This window comes from Micromonospora sp. WMMD1219 (assembly GCF_049315215.1).
GTDB classification, from domain to species: Bacteria; Actinomycetota; Actinomycetes; order Mycobacteriales; family Micromonosporaceae; genus Micromonospora; species Micromonospora tulbaghiae.
Genome location: NZ_CP186057.1, coordinates 1,637,421 through 1,653,798, shown reverse-complemented (window position 1 = coordinate 1,653,798; position 16,378 = coordinate 1,637,421). Strand labels below are relative to the sequence as shown.

The 16,378-nt window shown below is 71.4% G+C and carries 19 protein-coding genes, 1 tRNA gene and 1 riboswitch; of the genes, 13 read left to right on the top strand and 7 right to left on the bottom strand.

From position 1 onward, the window contains the following. Window positions 1-30: 30 nt before the first annotated feature. Window positions 31-2,064, bottom strand: coding sequence for an N-acetylmuramoyl-L-alanine amidase (locus ACN27C_RS07995; RefSeq protein ID WP_422750835.1), 2,034 nt, complete (start codon window positions 2,062-2,064; stop codon window positions 31-33). Between the two features lie 238 nt (window positions 2,065-2,302). Further along, a riboswitch (cyclic di-AMP (ydaO/yuaA leader) is annotated at window positions 2,303-2,437 on the top strand. Window positions 2,438-2,450: 13 nt separating this feature from the next. On the opposite strand from ACN27C_RS07995, the gene ACN27C_RS07990 reads away from it, so the two are divergent. Further along, window positions 2,451-3,485, top strand: coding sequence for an NlpC/P60 family protein (locus ACN27C_RS07990; protein WP_120572415.1), 1,035 nt, complete (start codon window positions 2,451-2,453; stop codon window positions 3,483-3,485). A gap of 71 nt (window positions 3,486-3,556) precedes the next feature. Here the strand turns inward: ACN27C_RS07990 and dcd are convergent, their stop codons facing one another. Continuing rightward, a complete protein-coding gene (gene dcd, locus ACN27C_RS07985) occupies window positions 3,557-4,135 on the bottom strand; it encodes a dCTP deaminase (protein ID WP_013283324.1) in 579 nt (192 codons plus the stop codon). Window positions 4,136-4,213: 78 nt separating this feature from the next. Between dcd and ACN27C_RS07980 the strand changes: the two genes are divergently transcribed. Then, a complete protein-coding gene (locus ACN27C_RS07980; RefSeq protein WP_422750834.1) occupies window positions 4,214-4,759 on the top strand; it encodes a pyridoxamine 5'-phosphate oxidase family protein in 546 nt (181 codons plus the stop codon). A 69-nt stretch (window positions 4,760-4,828) separates the two neighbouring features. Here the strand turns inward: ACN27C_RS07980 and ACN27C_RS07975 are convergent, their stop codons facing one another. Then, on the bottom strand, window positions 4,829-5,821 hold the full coding sequence (locus ACN27C_RS07975) for a zinc metalloprotease (RefSeq protein ID WP_302904808.1): 993 nt from the start codon (window positions 5,819-5,821) through the stop codon (window positions 4,829-4,831). Window positions 5,822-6,089: 268 nt separating this feature from the next. On the opposite strand from ACN27C_RS07975, the gene ACN27C_RS07970 reads away from it, so the two are divergent. The 6 genes from ACN27C_RS07970 to ACN27C_RS07945 all read left to right on the top strand — a co-directional run bounded on the left by ACN27C_RS07970 (window position 6,090) and on the right by ACN27C_RS07945 (window position 9,820). After that, window positions 6,090-6,163: transfer RNA gene (locus ACN27C_RS07970), tRNA-Gly, on the top strand. A gap of 114 nt (window positions 6,164-6,277) precedes the next feature. Beyond that, window positions 6,278-6,670 carry a hypothetical protein gene (locus ACN27C_RS07965; RefSeq protein ID WP_422750833.1) on the top strand — a complete coding sequence of 131 codons (393 nt, stop codon included), beginning with the start codon at window positions 6,278-6,280 and terminating at the stop codon, window positions 6,668-6,670. Between the two features lie 219 nt (window positions 6,671-6,889). Next, a complete protein-coding gene (locus tag ACN27C_RS07960; protein WP_120572412.1) occupies window positions 6,890-7,309 on the top strand; it encodes a hypothetical protein in 420 nt (139 codons plus the stop codon). 101 nt (window positions 7,310-7,410) lie between these two features. After that, the gene (locus ACN27C_RS07955) at window positions 7,411-8,256 is read left to right on the top strand and encodes a helix-turn-helix domain-containing protein (RefSeq protein WP_422750832.1); all 846 of its coding nucleotides are present in this window, start codon (window positions 7,411-7,413) and stop codon (window positions 8,254-8,256) included. A gap of 99 nt (window positions 8,257-8,355) precedes the next feature. Further along, the gene (locus ACN27C_RS07950) at window positions 8,356-9,354 is read left to right on the top strand and encodes an alpha/beta hydrolase (protein WP_422750831.1); all 999 of its coding nucleotides are present in this window, start codon (window positions 8,356-8,358) and stop codon (window positions 9,352-9,354) included. Continuing rightward, the gene (locus ACN27C_RS07945) at window positions 9,347-9,820 is read left to right on the top strand and encodes a CPCC family cysteine-rich protein (protein WP_422750830.1); all 474 of its coding nucleotides are present in this window, start codon (window positions 9,347-9,349) and stop codon (window positions 9,818-9,820) included. Before ACN27C_RS07950 ends, ACN27C_RS07945 begins: the two co-directional genes overlap by 8 nt. A gap of 50 nt (window positions 9,821-9,870) precedes the next feature. Here the strand turns inward: ACN27C_RS07945 and ACN27C_RS07940 are convergent, their stop codons facing one another. Beyond that, window positions 9,871-10,647, bottom strand: coding sequence for a hypothetical protein (locus ACN27C_RS07940; RefSeq protein WP_422750829.1), 777 nt, complete (start codon window positions 10,645-10,647; stop codon window positions 9,871-9,873). A gap of 159 nt (window positions 10,648-10,806) precedes the next feature. On the opposite strand from ACN27C_RS07940, the gene ACN27C_RS07935 reads away from it, so the two are divergent. Beyond that, entirely contained in the window at window positions 10,807-11,418 is a 612-nt protein-coding gene (locus ACN27C_RS07935) for a dihydrofolate reductase family protein (RefSeq protein ID WP_422750828.1), read from the top strand. Here ACN27C_RS07935 and ACN27C_RS07930 read toward each other — a convergent pair. Both ACN27C_RS07930 and ACN27C_RS07925 read right to left on the bottom strand, forming a co-directional pair. After that, the gene (locus tag ACN27C_RS07930; RefSeq protein ID WP_422750827.1) at window positions 11,397-11,918 is read right to left on the bottom strand and encodes a GNAT family N-acetyltransferase; all 522 of its coding nucleotides are present in this window, start codon (window positions 11,916-11,918) and stop codon (window positions 11,397-11,399) included. The two genes, ACN27C_RS07935 and ACN27C_RS07930, sit on opposite strands and share 22 nt — an antisense overlap. A 9-nt stretch (window positions 11,919-11,927) precedes the next feature. Then, window positions 11,928-12,323, bottom strand: coding sequence for a VOC family protein (locus ACN27C_RS07925; RefSeq protein ID WP_030269673.1), 396 nt, complete (start codon window positions 12,321-12,323; stop codon window positions 11,928-11,930). Between the two features lie 88 nt (window positions 12,324-12,411). Here ACN27C_RS07925 and ACN27C_RS07920 point away from each other — a divergent pair, with 88 nt between their 5' ends. The 4 genes from ACN27C_RS07920 (at window position 12,412) to ACN27C_RS07905 (ending at window position 15,964) form a co-directional block, all read left to right on the top strand. Next, window positions 12,412-13,305: a LysR family transcriptional regulator gene (locus ACN27C_RS07920; protein ID WP_422750826.1), complete on the top strand. Its 894-nt coding sequence runs from the start codon at window positions 12,412-12,414 to the stop codon at window positions 13,303-13,305. A 30-nt stretch (window positions 13,306-13,335) separates the two neighbouring features. After that, a complete protein-coding gene (locus ACN27C_RS07915; protein ID WP_422750825.1) occupies window positions 13,336-13,902 on the top strand; it encodes an NUDIX hydrolase in 567 nt (188 codons plus the stop codon). Between the two features lie 76 nt (window positions 13,903-13,978). Then, complete coding sequence (locus tag ACN27C_RS07910) at window positions 13,979-15,031, top strand: MerR family transcriptional regulator (protein WP_071098934.1); 1,053 nt, start codon at window positions 13,979-13,981, stop codon at window positions 15,029-15,031. A 21-nt stretch (window positions 15,032-15,052) separates the two neighbouring features. After that, window positions 15,053-15,964, top strand: a complete 912-nt coding sequence (locus ACN27C_RS07905; RefSeq protein ID WP_358170691.1) for an LLM class flavin-dependent oxidoreductase — start codon at window positions 15,053-15,055, stop codon at window positions 15,962-15,964. Here the strand turns inward: ACN27C_RS07905 and ACN27C_RS07900 are convergent. Continuing rightward, window positions 15,961-16,374, bottom strand: a complete 414-nt coding sequence (locus tag ACN27C_RS07900; RefSeq protein WP_151500991.1) for an ASCH domain-containing protein — start codon at window positions 16,372-16,374, stop codon at window positions 15,961-15,963. The two genes, ACN27C_RS07905 and ACN27C_RS07900, sit on opposite strands and share 4 nt — an antisense overlap. Window positions 16,375-16,378: the final 4 nt, after the last annotated feature.

Here is a 16,378-nt window from a genome sequence, read left to right as displayed (position 1 = left end):
ACCGGGGGCCTTCTCGTGTGCGGTGACGGGTCAGCGCGGCGCGCCGACCGGGGACGGCAGGATCAGCACGTCGTCCAGGTTCACGAACATGATCCGGTGACCGAACTGGACCTGCACGTAGCGGTTCTCGCCGCGGACCACGGTCCGGTCACCCGGTGCGGAACCGTCGAACGAGACCGCCCGGTAGTACTCGCCCGGCAGCACCCCGCCGACCGCGTACCGCTGGCCGGCGGCGAACGTGTACTGCAGCGGCGAGATGGCCTGGTACGGGATGGTGTCCGGGTAGGCGGCCTGCTCCGGGTAGGCCCGCCCGTACACCGGGATGGTGGCCTTGCCGGGCCGCGGGGTCACCACGAAGCCGGTGGCCCACTTGGCGGTCGGCGCGGAGGCCGGGTTGAGGAACCACGCCTTCTGGCCGAGGTACCAGATCGCCGTCCAGTCACCCTGGCGGCCGGCGAGCGCGTACGTCTGGCCGGCGGAGGCGCGGGCGCCGTGGTCGGAGATGTACATGGTGTCCGGCGTACCGTCCGGGCGCAGCCCGAGGTCGTTGACGAGCGGGGCGTCCGGGCTCGGCGCGGTCCGCAGGATCACCGCGGAGGAACCCCGCGACGGGCACGGCTCGGCCGGCGGCCGGGGCGTCGGGACACCGGGCGGCTGCTGGTTGCAGCCGGTGAACGCCGGCCGGTTGGTGGCGAAGTCCGGGTCGATGGTGACCAGGCCGGTACGGGGCGTGCCGGTGCTGCGGAACGGCGCCTTCATCAGGTCGAAGTAGTGCGACCAGTCCCAGTACGGTCCCGGGTCCCAGTGCATGCCGCCCACGTTGGCGGCGGTGATGCCGGGCACGTTGTCGTGACCGATGATGTGCTGCCGGTCCATCGGGATGCCGAGCTTCAGCGCGAGGTGCCGCACCAGCTTGGCGGAGGTGCGGTACATCGCCTCGGTGTACCAGGTGCCCTGACCGGCGAAGCCCTCGTGCTCCAGGCCGATGGACTTGGCGTTGACGTACCAGTTGCCGGCGTGCCAGCCGACGTCCTTGGTCTTGATGTGCTGGGCGATGTAGCCGTCCACCGAGCGCAGCGTGTAGTGCCAGCCCAGGTAGTCGGCCCGCTTCACCAGGTCGACGCTCGGGCCGAAGTAGCCCTCGGTGTCGTGGATGACGATGTACTCGATCTTCTGCTGCTTCGGCCGGTCGCCCAGGTCGTGGTTGCCGTAGTCGCCCGGGTCGTTGCTGAGCTGCTCGTACGGCGCCGGGATCCACTCGCAGGCCAGCCGCACCGGGCACTCCAGCCCGTCCGGCCGCTCGGCGTTGCGCAGGCCGAGGCGGGCCAGCCGGGAACGGTCCGGCGTCGCGGCGGTGGCGGCGAGCGTGACCCGCTGGCCGTCGTCGGTGGTCCGGCTGGCGCCCTGGCCGAGCTGGTCGTAGACCTCGTCGGCGAAGGCCGCCGCGGCGTCCGAGGTGTCCGCGCCGGAGTACCGGGCCACCGCGGCGTACCAGGCCGCCGGGTCGGTGCCGGCGCCGACCGGCCCGCCCAGAGCCTTCTGGTACGACGCCAGCAGCGCCGCGCCACCGCGGATGTTCGCGGCCGGGTCGGTGCGCAGCGTGCCCGCGTCGAGCCCGGTGAGCGCGGCGGCGGCGTCGAGCGTCTGGAGCGAGGCGGGCGGCAGCGGGGTCTCCCGCTCCGGCGCGGCGGCGGTGGCCGGGTCGAGCTTCAGCGGCCGGGAGTCGTCGCCGCGCGGGTCCTCGTCCTCGTCGACGTGGGCGCTGCCCGGCATGGCGAGGATGTGCGCGGCGTCGGTCAGGTGCATCGGGCCGTAGCCGCCGCTGGTGCTCGGCTGCCCGGGGTGGGTGTCCCAGCGGGACTCCAGATAGGAGACGCCGAGCAGCACGTTCTGCGGCACGCCGTACTCGGCCGCGGCGGCGGCGTATTGTTGTTGCCTGTCGCTCGCGGGCGCGGACGTGTCCGGCGCGGCGGTCACCGGGCCGGTCGTCGCCAGCGCGGTGGCTGTCGCCACGGCGGCGGCGAGCAGTATCCGTCTGCCCGACGGCGGGGCGGAGAGGTGCATCGAACCTCCTGGACAGGGATGGGGGTCACTGCGTTTCCACCCTCACTCCGCACACCCGTGAGGGTCAATACCTTTCCAGTGGGTAATCAGCCTTGAAAGAAAATTTCACCTCCGCACGGGGTGCGGCGCCGGATCGCGTACGGAGTGTCACGGCGCTGGAAGTTGCGGATCGATAACGGTGGTCCCTACTCTGGTGAATCGTCGGCCGCACGTCTCACCGTCCAACCCGGTCGGTGACGGTCCGACACCGCCGAGTCGCCTCCGGGCGAGCCGGGGAACCAGGTACCTGGGGTGAATCCGCAGCGATGCGGTAGGGCGGCTCCCTTCCCGCCCGAATCCGTCAGCTAACCCGGTAGGCGGTACGGAAGAAGGAGTACGGACGCCCGGTGGCACTCCATGCCCCGCGGCCGTCGTCGAACCGGTCGGTCGACCGGTCCTTCGTCGCGCCGCGTTCCCGCTGGTCCCGCTTCACCACCGCCCTCGCCGCACTGGTCGGCACCGCCGTCGTCCTGACCGGCGGCGCCACGGCGGCACACGCCGAACCCTCGGTCGCCGAGATCGAGGCCCAGATCGACCGCGACTGGAACAAGCTCGAACCGGTCATCGAACAGGTCAACGCCGTACGCGGGCAGCTCGCCGCGCGGCGCAAGCAGGCCGACGCGCTCGGCCGGCAGATCGCACCCCTCCAGGCCCGGGTGGACGCCGCACTCGGCCAGGTCGGCGGGCTCGCCGCCGACGCCTACAAGGGCGACAACCTCTCCACCGTGAACGCGCTGCTGGGCAGCCGTTCGCCCGGTGACCTGGTGAACGGCCTGGAACTGCTCGACCGCTTCGCGCACCGCCAGCACGAACAGGTGCGCTCCGTCGCCGCGCTGCGCGACGAACTGGCGGCGAAGAAGAAGCCGCTGGACGAGATGATCGCCGGTCTGGCGCGTACCGAGGCCCAGCTCGCGGCGAAGAAGAAGCAGATCGACGCCGAGATCGCCAAGCTGGAGAAGCTGCGGCTCAAGGTGTACGGCAAGGGTGGCGGCGGCCCGCTGCGCCCGGCGCCGTGCCCGGCCGGCTACCCCGGCGGCCCGGCCGGTGCGGCGGTCAAGTTCGCCTGCGCCCAGATCGGCAAGATCTACGTCTGGGGCGCGGCCGGACCGGACCACTTCGACTGCTCGGGCCTCACGATGGCGGCCTGGGCCAAGGGCGGCGTCTCACTGCCGCACAGCGCACGCCAGCAGCACGGCGTGACGAAGCGGATCAGCCGGGCCGAGCTGCGCGCCGGTGACCTCGTCTTCTACTACAGCGACCTGCACCACGTGGCGATGTACGTGGGCGACGGCTGGGTGGTGCACGCCTCCCAGTCCGGCAAGCCCATCACCATGAAGCGGGTCGACGACGGCGACATCAACAGCTACGGCCGTCCCGGCTGAGGTGTAAGGAAGGGCCCCCTCTTAACGCCTCCGGTAGAGGAGGGGGCCCCTATTAACAACTGCGGGTGCCGTCAGCGGGTCGGCCAGGTGCGCCAGCTCTGCCAGGACCGGCTCGGCGTCGGGCCGCGCTGCCCCTGGTAACGCGAGCCGTAGACGGCCGAGCCGTACGGGTGCTCGGCCGGCGAGGAGAGCCGGAAGATGCAGAGCTGGCCGATCTTCATGCCCGGCCAGAGCGTGATCGGCAGATTCGCCACGTTCGACAGCTCCAGCGTGACGTGGCCGGAGAACCCCGGGTCGATGAAGCCGGCCGTCGAGTGGGTCAGCAACCCCAGCCGCCCCAGGCTCGACTTGCCCTCCAGCCGCCCGGCGAGCTGGTCACCCAGCGAGATCACCTCAAGCGTGGAAGCGAGCACGAACTCGCCCGGGTGCAGCACGAACGGCTGCCCCTCCGGCACCTCCACCATCGAGGTCAGGTCGTCCTGCTGGATCGACGGGTCGATGTGCGTGTAGAGGTGGTTGTTGAAGACCCGGAACAGCCGGTCCAGGCGTACGTCGATGCTCGACGGCTGCACCAGCGTGGGCTCGAAGGGCTCCAGCGCGAGCGTGCCGGCCTTGATCTCGGAGACCAGGTCGCGGTCGGAGAGCAGCATCGGAACACCATAGCGACCGGTGCGGGTGACCAGCGTGTCGCACTACATCTTCGTACACGTGTTCGATAGAGTGTCCACATGGCTTCCTGGTCCGAATTCGCCGCCGACGAGCCCCGCCTCGCCGACGAGATCCGCCTCCTGATGCAGCAGTACGGGCCGGGCTTCGGCTACCTCGCCACGGTCCGCGCCGACGGCGGCCCCCGGGTCCATCCCGTCTCCCCGGTGATCACCGACGACGGCCTCTGGTGCTTCGTCATCGACTCGCCGAAGCGCCGCGACCTCGAACGCGACGGCCGCTACGCGCTGCACTCGTTCCCGCCGGAGGAGAGCGACGACGAGGCGTACGTCGCGGGCCGCGCCCGGCCGGTGACCGACCCGGCCACCGTGGCCCGGCTGGCCCGGATCGCCCGCGCGTCGCCGCAGGGCGACTGGCGGCTGTTCGAGTTCACGGTCGAGGCGGCGATGCTGACCCGGCGCGACCCGGTGGCCCAGCCCGGCGCCGCCCCGCCGCAGGTGCAGGTCTGGCTCGACCCGCGCGGAGCCGAACCGGCCCGGCGGGAGCCGGTGGGCGCGGAGGCCCGGCGCGGCCGGCACGGCTTCGACACCCGCCGCCCGGCCGCCTGACCCGACCCGGAACGAAACGGTGCCGGCCCCGTCCGAGGACAGGGCCGGCACCGGTACGTGGTGCGAGGGTCAGGCCGCGCGGTAGGCGTTCCACGCGGTGAGCATGCGGCTCGCCTGACCGGCGGTGAACTGGTACATGCAGGAGTCGTACGTGTAGTCCATGAAGTTGGTGATCGGGTCCTTGCCCGCGGTCGAGCAGGTGTCCCGCCCGGTCGGGCACTGGTACGCCGGGGACGCCTCGGCCGGGGTGTCGGAGACGCTGTCGCCCGAGCCGGAGCAGCCGCCCTGGAAGGTGTGGTAGAGGTTCAGCCAGTGGCCGACCTCGTGGGTGCCGGTGTCACCCTGGTTGTAGTTGGTCGCGGTGCCGCCGGGCAGCGACTCGTTGAGCACGACCACGCCGTCCATCTTGTCCAGCGTCCGCTTCGGGAACGTGGCCCAGCCCAGCAGGCTGTCGCTCAGCTCGCCGAGGTAGATGTTCAGCGTGTTCTTGCCGCCCTCACGCAGCGAGGTCTTCATCGAGCGCTCGGCGGAGGAGCCCTGCACGATCGGGTACCACGACGGGTTGGTCACCCGGTTGATCTTCGTGAGCTGGAACCCGAACGCGGTGGCGGCGCCGCCGGTCGAGCCCGCGTACGCCTGGTTCAGCACGGTGATCTGCTGGTTGATCATCGAGTCGGTGATGTTGCCGCCGGCCCGGGTGCTGTTCTCCTGGATGACGTGCACGACGACCGGGATGGTTACGGTGGCCAGCGGCGCGACGGCGCCGGTCCGGAAGTTGGCCCGCTCGCGCTGCGCGGCGGCGAGGTCGGCCTCACGGTCACGGACCTGCTTGGCGGTCAGGTGGTTGGGGTCCAGCTTGGCGTTGCCACCCTTCGCGACGCGAGCGTTCGCGTGCTCGTCGGCGTGGGCGTCGGCCGGCTCGGCGCAGACGCCGGCCGGGGCGGCCGAGAAGGCCGAAGCAGCGGGGACGACGCCGACGGCGGCGGTGCTGAGCAGCAGCGCGAGGGTCGACGTCGCGACACCGGCGGTACGCCGGGTCAGCAGGTTGGGACGGAGTCCCATGGGCCCACCTCTTTCTGACGGCGTGCCAGGGGGTGTGTCACGCCGGTTCGGAAACGTGGGGCAGACGTTACATCTCATCGACAGATTTGAGAACGCCCATATGTTGCCGACGTGCAACTTCGCGCCGGCCGGCTCCGGTGGGTGCTTGATCCACTCCAGCTCGGGGAGGTGGCGGGCTCAACCGCTCGCCGATGTAGCCACCTCGCCGAAGTGGCGCGGGCACCTGGATGCACGAGGGTGGGGGCCTTCAGGTAGAGTGGTGCCGCCTGCGGGTGTAGTTCAATGGCAGAACATCAGCTTCCCAAGCTGACAGTGCGGGTTCGATTCCCGTCACCCGCTCCAACGTGAAGGCCCTGATCAGGACGACAGTCCCGGTCAGGGCCTTCGATGTTCCAGGGTCACCAGCCTGCACGGGACGATGACCGCGGCTTCTTGCCGGCGCCTATGGTTCTGCGCGTGAGTGAGAATGCGTTCGTCTTCCCGGCCGTGTCCAGGGCGGACGTGTTGCGGCTCCTGGGTGCCCTCGGTGAGACCCAGCCGGATCAGTGGGTCGCGCCGGGCTCGGTCTTCCTCTGGCTGGTGGAGGAACACCGTGACCTGTACCTGGACTGGGAGCCCGAGATGGTGGCGGAGTTGGAGCGCGCTGTCGGCGAGCGGCCGGCGTGGGCGGTCCAGGTGAACTACCGGTTGTCGCGGCGGCAGGAGGCAGTGGCAGCGATCCGGACGCTGCTCGGACGCGGTGGTGTCGCGGTGGACGACTTCGTCGGTCACGTCTGGACGGCCCACGAAGTCGAGACCGATTCCGTCGTCCGTGGTGGCAGATTCGGCGAGCCGCCGGTTCGCACCTGACGTGCGGACGAGGTAGGGCTGCTGACGCCGGTGACTGGGGCGGTGAGCATCGGGAGAAGCGGTTCATGGGCGAGACGCAGGCCGGCGAGGGCGGACGTCGCGACCAGGCCACGGCGTCGTGCTCGTCCGGTGCCCTGCGAGCCGGTCGCGAGGCCGCTGCCTGTCGGCCGTCGTCGGTACGATCGCGCGATCCCCATTTGTTGATCAACGGAGAGAACCGTGCAACTGCGCCTGAAGTACGCGCCCGTCCCGGAGAACGCAGCCCGGTTCGCGGGCGACATCGTGGTGTCAGCGGCCCAGGTCAGCGGCGTGCACCTGGACTACACGCCGGACAGCCTGGCATCCGTGGACGCCATCCTCGACGGCTTTCGGGCCGAGGGCCTCGCGGCTGGACAGGTGGCGGAGACTCTCTTCGGCTTCGGTTGCTATGTCGGCGAGGTGCTGACCCGCCATGCCGGTGGACGGTGGCGCGCAACGGCGGCAGACGAACTGGCCGTCGTCGGGTGGCCCATGGTGGTGGAGCTCGGCGGGCAGCGCTGGTGCAATCCGATTGCGAAGGCCTTCAAACGACTGGAGAACGGTCCGGAGGACAGCCTCCGGTACTTCTACGCGGTGTTCGCACCGGGCGGAGCCCGCTAGGGCTGATCAGCTCGCCGCCTGGGTCGCTCACGTGTCCCGGGACGCCGCCTGGGCCAAGGCGGATCTCCGGAGTCGGTTGAGGTGACACGTACCATCGTGGTGTGCGACCTACCGAGCCGGTGCGCTCCGGTTCGCCCGCCTGGGATATCGCGGTTCCGCAACGACCGGGCCGGTTGGCGGGGGTCACCATGGCGGGTTTCAGCGATCGGGCTGACGCCCCGGTCGAGGTCGAGGTCGTGCCGCATCCCGCCGTCATGGTGATCTTCGACCTCGGCGATCAGCCGATCGTCGTCGACGACGGTGCTGGACGGCAACAGCGAGGCTGCGTCACCGCCGGACTCGCGTCACCCCCTGGCGCGCAAGGACGAGGACAGGCCGGAAGCTTCGCGTGCCTTCAGGTGCGGCTGTCGCCTGTGATCGCGCACGCGGTCCTGGGTGCCGCATCGGAACTGAGCGGGACCGTGACAGCCCTCGACGACCTCTGGGGGCGCGACGCCGCGCGAATCCAGGAGCAACTGCGCGCCGCCCGATCCTGGGACGACCGGTTCGCGATGGCCGAGGTGGCGCTGGCCCGGCGTCAGGACGTGGGCCGCGCGGTCGATGCGGAAGTCGCCTACTGCTGGAGGCGGATGGTGGCCGGCGGGGGACAGGTGCGGGTCGAGCGGTTGGCGGCCGAGGTCGGATGGAGCCGCAAACGGCTGTGGGCCCGATTCCGGTCCCAGATCGGACTCACCCCCAAGCGCGCCGCCCAGCTCATCCGGTTCGATCGTGCAGCCCATCGCCTCGCCGCGGGTCACAGCGCCGCAGCGGCGGCGGCAGACAGCGGTTACGCCGACCAGTCGCACCTCCACCGAGACGTCATGACCTTCACCGGAGCGACGCCCACGACCGTGGCGAACGCACCGTTCCTCGCCGTCGACGACGTCGCCTGGCCCGCCCGGCCCTGACGCCGGAGGGGTGGGGAGTCCGTCCTGACATTCGTTCAATCCACCGGCATGCACCGGCTGTGACAGTGAGCCCACAGCGTCTGCACCCCGGAGGACACCATGAGAGGTAAGGCCCCACTGGGCACCCGGCTCCTGAGGGACACCCTGGACTGGGAGGCTCTGACCGACGAGCAGGTGATCGCCACGCGCGAGAAGGCCAACCGCGTGGCATCGTCTCGTGTCGCACGGATCATCACCGGCTTCCCGGACCGCCGCGCACGCATCGAGGCAGCCTCCATCGATCTGCCTGGTCGACGCCTGGGCCTGCGCGTACACCGACCGAAGGACACCGGCCGGAAGCTGCCTCTGGTCGTCTCGTTCCACGGCGGAGGCTTCTTCGCGGGTACCGCTGCCCAGCACGACTGGCTCAACAGCCACCTCGCGGTCCGGTGCCCGGCGGTGGTCGTCTCGGTGGAATACCGCCTCGCGCCGGAGCACCCGCTGCCCCAGCCGATCGACGACGGCTACGACACCGTCGTCCGGCTCGTCGAAGATGCCGCCCAGTGGGGCGTCGATCCCGCAGCCGTCGCGGTCATGGGCGAGAGCGCCGGTGGCACGATCGCCGGACTCATCGCCCTGCGCGCCCGCAAGGACGGCCCACCGCTGAGCGCCCAGGCGCTGCTCTACCCGGGCACGGACTGGACGGAGAGCATGACCGAGTACCCCTCGATCACGGAGAACGCCGACAACCCCACGCTGTCGGTGTCCCGGCTGCGCGCGGCCCGCAAGGTGAGCCTGCCGCCCACGCTCGACCCGCGCAGCGTGTCACCCCTCATGTTCGACGACCTCAGCGGACTGCCGCCGACACTGGTGATCACCGCCGCACTGGATCCGCTGGCCGACCACGGAAGCCGCTACGTCGAACGACTTCGCGAGGACGGCACCGACGCCCGCCTGACCTGCTACCCGAGAGCCACCCACACCTTCCTGAGCACTCCCGGTCTGGTGCCGGCCGCCCGGCCGGCGCGCCGCGAGATGGTCGCCTTCATGCGCAGCCGTCTTCATCCGGTGCCCCCAGACCGGTTGTCTCCGGTTCGACAGGATTCAAGGCGTGGCTGATCGAGCGTCGAGATATGTGCGTCGTGGGCCGGAGGGTGGGCCGTATGCGTGTCCGTGCTGCCAGTGCCTCACGCTCGACGAGCGTGGCATGCACGGGATCTGCCTGGTGTGTTTCTGGCAGGATGACGGGACAGACGACCTCAGCGCCGACGAGTTGAGTGGGCCGAACGGGCTGACCCTGGCCGAGGCGCGGGAGAACTTCGAGCGATTCGGTGCCTGTGCCGGGCTGCGATCGGACTGGCCTGAGCAGTTCGAAGAAGTGCGGAGCCGGCTCGCTGACGGGATGCCGGTAGATGCAGCCATCGCTCTGATGCGCGAGCGCGGCCTGGGCTGGCTGGAGTCGAAGAAACTTCTGTGGCACCTGGTGGTGCCGGATGTTCGCGCGGTGAGGCTGCTGATCGAGGGCAGCGCTACTTGGGCTGATCGCCGTTCGAGAGCTGGCCGGCGCGGGCGACAGGGGGCGTGACCGCAGTGAAGGCCCTGGCCAGGACGTGAGTCCCGCCAGGGCTTTCGACGTCACTCAGGCCACGGGCGCCTGGAGCGCCACCGCGAGAGCGGTTTGTCGTACCGCTCGGAGTCGGGAAGGCTGAACCGGCGGATGTCCTCGAGCAGTTCGGCCGACGCGTCGTACTCGCGCAGGACGGTGGGCGCGTGTCGGATCACCCACAGTTGCAGCGCGGGGGCCCACGCGTCGATGTCGTGCCAGCTCGGCCACGGCAGCGCATCGCCCCGCAGGTCGTACATCCACTCATCGATGGCCTGGACCAGGTGTCGCCGGGCCGGCTCGTCGGCCAGCGCCTCCGCCCAGTCGGCCAGCCACGGGGTGAGCTCTGTGGTGGCCTCGGCGAGGAACGACAGGGCCGCGTGTGCGGGCACCTTCGCGTCGGGCTCGACCAGGACGTGCACCCACCACACGTTCAGGAACTTCCGCAGGGCAGCCTGTTGCTCTCTCGGCCACTCGTGCCAGGGGGAGACGGCGAAGAAGTTCGCCAAACTGCCCAGCCCGTCCATCAGCACGATTCGGCCGGTCACGAGGTGCTGGGTCACCTGGGGCAGGATCCGGCGCAGCAGCAGACCGGGATAGTGCCAGTCCATGGTCCAGTACGTGCGACGAAACAGGTCATCGTCGAGCGGCACGTCCGGCGTCTTCAGCAGTGCCAGTTCCTCCGCGCTGCCCCAGTGGCACTCGCAGTTGGACTCCTGCTCGTGGGCCGTCATGCCCTGGAACGCGACGGCCACACCCGCCAGTGCCTCGTCCAGGAGGACGCTTGTCTCAGTCCGATCGGGGATCATGGCGAAATCCGCCTTCGAGGACTCCGGAAGGCGTACGCCTGCCGAAGAGAATGATCTTACGTGGGAGGCGACACGGGCACAGGCAATTCCGGCGGCGATGAGTTGCCGGTCGTTGAGAGGTCTGACGGCTGACGGATCGGAAACCGGAGGAGCGGACCCATGGGCAAGTTGATCGTGACCGAGTTCCTGACCCTCGACGGCGTGGCGCAGGCTCCCGGCGAACCCGACGAGGACCGCGAGGGCGGCTTCAGCCACGGCGGCTGGCAGATGCCGCTGCTCGACGAGAAGTCCGGCGCGGTGATGTTCCAGCAGGCGAGCAGCATGGACGCGCTCCTGCTGGGCCGCAAGACGTACGACATCTTCGCCGGCTACTGGCCGAAGGCACCAGCGGACATCCCCTTCACCGGGCTGCTGAACGGCGTGCCCAAGTACGTGGCCAGCCGTACGCTCGCCGAACCGCTGACCTGGGCGAACTCGTCGCTGGTGCAGGGTGACCTGGCCGAGCGAGTCACCGAGATGAAGGCCCGCCACGACGAGGTCCACGTGATCGGCAGCCTGGACCTGGTGCAGTCGCTGCTGCGCCTGGGCCTGGTCGACCGGCTCAACCTGTGGGTGTACCCGGTGGTGCTCGGCACCGGCAAGCGCCTGTTCGGCGAGGGGACGGTGCCGAGCGCGTTGCGGCTCACCGAGTCGGTCACCCACGACCACGGCACGCTACAACTGACGTACGAGCCGGCCGGAGCGCCCGCCTACGGGGACGCGGCCGCGTAGGGAGCGCGGAGGTCGAGCGTGTGCCGCAGGCCGGGCTCCCCGTCCAGATCCACCGCGCAGCCGGGTACCGAGCCGTCCGGCACGAAACCGGCACGCCGGAGCACCGCCAGCGAGGCCGGGTTCGCCAGGGCCGCCGAGGCGACCAGCCGGCGTAGCCCGTACTCCGTGCGGGCCAGTTCGCAGACGCGCCGCACGCCCTCACTCGCGAGCCCGCGCCCGGCGGCGCGCTCGGCCACCCGGTAGCCCAGTTCGGCGCTGCCGCCTGCGACGTCGACCAGGTTGAACCGCCCCAGCACGGCGCCGTGGTCGCCGACCAGCACGTGGAAGTGGCAGGTGCCGCGTTCCTGCTCGTCCAGCAGGGCCGCGTGCCGGGCGGCGTACCCGGTGAAGAAGTCGTCGCCCCGGTCGGGGACGTACCGGGCGAAGTAGGCCCGGTTCTCCCGCTCGAACCGCAGCACGGCGGGTGCGTGGTGGGCGGCGAGTCGTTCCAGCTCCGGCATCGGAACAGGTTAGGCGTCGGCCGGGTAGCAGCGCAGTTCGATTGTGTTGCCGTCCGGGTCGCTGACGTAGATCGAGGTGGCGGTGCCGCGCGCCCCGAAGCGCGGTACCGGGCCGGTCAGCACGGTGAAGACGCCGGAGTCGACCACCCGCTGCCAGTCGACCGGCTCCACCACGAGGCAGAAGTGGTCCACGTTGGACCCGGTCGGGTCGCCCTCGATCAGGTCGATGATGGTGCCGGCGTCGACGCGTACGGAGGGGAACGGCACCTCACCGGCCCGCCACCTGTCGACCCGCACCGGGGCCAGGCCGAGCGTGCCGCAGTAGAAGTCGAGGGAACGCTCGACGTCGCTCACCGAGAGGACGAGGTGGTCGAAACCGGTCACCGTCACGAGATGGTTGTGCATGCCGTCAACCCTGGTCCGGCGCGCCGTCCGGACCAACCCCGATCCGGACTACGATCGTTGACCCGCAGGCAACGACGGAGGTGCTCCGGTGCTGGAGCGGTACGAGGTCGAGACGTTCCTGACCCTGGCCGAGGAACTGCATTTCGGGCGGACCGCCGAGCGGCTGCGGGTGAGCACCGGCCGGGTCAGCCACGTGGTGCGCAAGCTGGAACGCCGCATCGGCGCGCCGCTGTTCGAGCGGACCAGCCGGGTCGTCCGGCTCACCCCGATCGGCGCCCGCCTGGCCGAGGAGATGCGCCCGTTGGTGGCCGGCATCGAGGCGGCTGTGCAGCGGGCCGTCGACGCCGGGCGCGGGCTCACCGGTGAGCTGCGGGTGGCGTACGTGGGTGAGTCGACAGCTCCGGTGCTGCTGCGCGCGGTGGCCCGGTTCACCGAGCGCCACCCGGACTGCGAGGTGCACGTGCACGAGGCGCCGCTGGCCAGCACCCGGTCGAGCCTGCTGGACGGCACGATCGACGTGCTGATCGCCTCGTATCCCTTCGACGGCATGGCGAACGGCCCGGTGCTGCTGCGCGAGCGCCGGGTGCTCGCGGTGGCCGCTGATCATCCGCTGGCGGCCGAGGAGTCGGTGTCGCTGGAGGTGCTGGGCGACCATCCGGTGGTGCAGTACCCGGCGGTGACGTCGGCCGCGTTCAAGCAGGACCGCACGCCGGACCGCACCCCGTCCGGCCGCCCGGTGCCGAAGGGCCCGGTGGGCGGCAGCTTCTCGGAGATGCTGGCGCTCGTCGCGATGGGGCGCGGGGTGCTGCCGGTGGGCGAGCAGGCCCGGCAGTTCTACGCCCGCCCGGACGTGGCCTACGTGCCGATCCACGACGCGCCGCCGATCTGTCGCGGTCCGGTGTGGTCGGCCGGGAACACCACTTCCCGGGTACGTGAGTTCGTCCGCGCGGCTGCTGACGCCAACCCGCTGCCGCCGGACTGACCGTCGTACCCGGCTGGCAGCATCGGCGGGATGCGGGACGAGATCCGGGCACTGGTCGAGGAACTGCCACCGGGTGACGAGCTGGAGGCACGGCACCGGGAGGCGGCGCTGGCCTGGCTGGCCGGCACGGATGACATCTTCCGCCGGGTCAAGCCGCGTACGCCGTCGCCGCACCTGGTCGCGTACTTCCTGCTCCGCGACCCGGCCGACGGCGCGGTGCTGCTTGTCGACCACCGCCTCGCGGGGATGTGGCTGCCCAGCGGCGGTCACGTCGAGCCCGGTGAGCACCCGGCCGACACGGTGCGCCGCGAACTGCGGGAGGAACTGGGCGTGGCGGCGGTCTTCGCGCCGCCGTTCGGCGAGCGCCCGGCGTTCCTCACCGTCACTGAGACGGTCGGCCCGCCCGAGCACCGGCACACCGACGTGAGCCTCTGGTACGTGCTGTCCGCCGACCGTGACCAGCGGTTCACGCCCGATCCGGTGGAGTTAGCGGGCATCCGCTGGTGGACGCCGGCCGAGGTGAACGAGGCGCCGACCGGCACGATCGAGCCGCATCTGGGCCGGATGCTGGCCAAACTGGCGACAACGACGCCTTGACCCGTCCCCTGCGGCAAGGCCCAGCGTGACCGGTGCCGGTCGCGGTGACCGGCACGAGGAGCGCGAGGGAGGCACGGTGCGACTGCTGACCATCGGCGCGTTCGCCCGCGCGACCGGCCTGAGCGCCAAGGCGCTGCGCATCTACGACGACTGCGGGCTGCTGCCCCCTGCTGCTGTGGACCCGCACTCGGGCTACCGCTACTACGCGCCGGAGCAGGCGGACCGCGCACGGCTGATCGCCGGGCTGCGCCGGGCCGGGATGCCGCTGGCCGAGATCCGTACCGTCTGCGGCCTGCCGCCCGCTGCCGCCGCCGAGGCGCTCGACGCCTGGTGGCGGCGGGTCAGCGCGGACACCGCGGCGCGCGGCCGGGCCGTCGCGCTCCTCGTCGACAGGCTCAGCGAGAGGGGCACCACCATGTCCGAGACCACCTTCCGGTACGCGACGCGCTGCGAGACCGGCACGGTCCGCGACTCCAACGAGGACACCGCGTACGCGAGCGCGGCGCTGCTCGCGGTCGCCGACGGCGTACGCGGTCCCGCCGGGGCCACTGCCGGCGCGGCGGCCGTGGACGCGCTGCGGCCGTTGGAGCAGGCGGACGCGCCGGGGGCCGATCTGCTCGCCGCGCTTGCCGACGCGGTGACCCGGGCCGACCGGGCGGTACGCGCGCACGCCACCGACGCCGACCAGCCCGCCACCACGCTCACCGCGCTCGTGCGACGTGGCACCCGGCTCGCGCTGGTGCACGTCGGGGACAGCCGGGCGTACCTGCTGCGCGGCGGCGAGCTGTCCCGGCTCACCCAGGACCACACGTACGTGCAGACGCTCGTCGACCAGGGGCGGCTTACCCCGGCCGAGGCCCTGGCGCATCCGCAGCGCGCGCTGCTGGCCCGGGCACTCGGCGCGGGCGCGGAGGTGGAGGCGGACCTGGCGCTGCGTACCGCGCTGCCCGGCGACCGCTACCTGCTCTGCTCCGACGGCCTCTCCGCAGTGGTGGACCCGGGCGCGCTGCACGCCGCGCTGGCCGAGGCGGACGATCCGGAGAGCGCCGTCGAGCGCCTGGTCGAGCAGGCGTACGCGGCCGGCGCGCCGGACAACATCGCCTGCGTGGTGGCCGACCTGGCGGCGTGATCCCCCGCGACCCGGGCCGGGATGTCCGGCCCGGGTCGTACCCTGGCGATCATGCGAATCGGCATCGTGATCCTGCCCGACCAGCGTTGGTCGGAAGCGCGTCGGCGGTGGGCCCAGGTGGACGAGTGGGGCTTCGACCACGCCTGGACCTACGACCACCTGGGCTGGCGTGACCTGGTCGACGGGCCGTGGTTCGACTCGTGGGCGACGCTCACCGCGGCGGCCGGCGTGACGTCCCGGGTGAAGCTCGGGACGCTCGTGGCGTCGCCGAACTTCCGGCACCCGGCGGCGTTCGCCAGGCAGGTGACCGCGCTCGACGACGTGTCGGACGGCCGGGTGCTGCTCGGCCTGGGTGCGGGCGGCATCGGCTTCGACTCGGCGGTGCTCGGCGGCGAGACGCTGCCGCCCCGGCAGCGCGTGGACCGGTTCGCCGAGTTCACCGAGCTGCTCGACCTGATTCTGCGGGAGGACGGCACGACCTGGCGCGGGGAGTGGTTCACCGCCGTGGACGCGCGCAACAACCCGGGTTGCGTCCAGCAGCCCCGGGTGCCGTTCGTGCTGGCCGCGAACGGTCCCCGCTCGATGCGGCTGGTCGCCCGGTTCGGGCAGGGCTGGGTCACCACCGGGCTCGGCGGCGACGACATCGAGGCGTGGTGGGGCACGGTGGCGGAGCTGTCCGACCGGATGACCCGGACGCTGGAGCAGGCCGGCCGTGACCCGGCGACGCTCGACCGCTACCTGTCGCTCGACTCCGCGCCGGTGTTCTCGCTCACCAGCGCCGACTTCCTCGCCGAGCAGGTGGTCCGGGCGGCCCGGCTGGGCTTCACCGACGTGGTGACGCACTGGCCCCGGGCCAGCAGCTGGTACGCGGGCGACGAGGCCGTGCTGGTGGAGGCGGCGGCGCTGCTGCCGGAGCTGCGCCGGGCCGGCTAGGTGCCGACGCTGCCCTCGGTGGAGACCAGCCGGAACCGGAGGCAGACGATCCGGGTGTCGTCGGTGACCGGTGTGCCCTGCCGGGCCCAGTAGGCGCCGTGGCCCTCGCGCCACTCCTCGATCGACCGGTCGCCCTCGCCCTCGGCGCGGGCGAAGTCCCACGGCACGTCGGCGAAGCGCACCACCTCGACGCCGGTGACCTCCACGACGCCGACGAGCGCGTCGTTGTCGTCGACCAGGACCAGTCGCTCGCCGACGTACTCCAGTTCCTCGTTCTCGTCGTCATACTCCTGGACGAGCCCGGCGGTGGCGGTCTTCACGCCGGAGAGCACGAGGGTGTTGAGCCGGGTGCGCAGCTCGCCGGGCGTGCCGAGGGCGAGTGCGCGCAATCCACCGATGCGGGGCCACATGCTG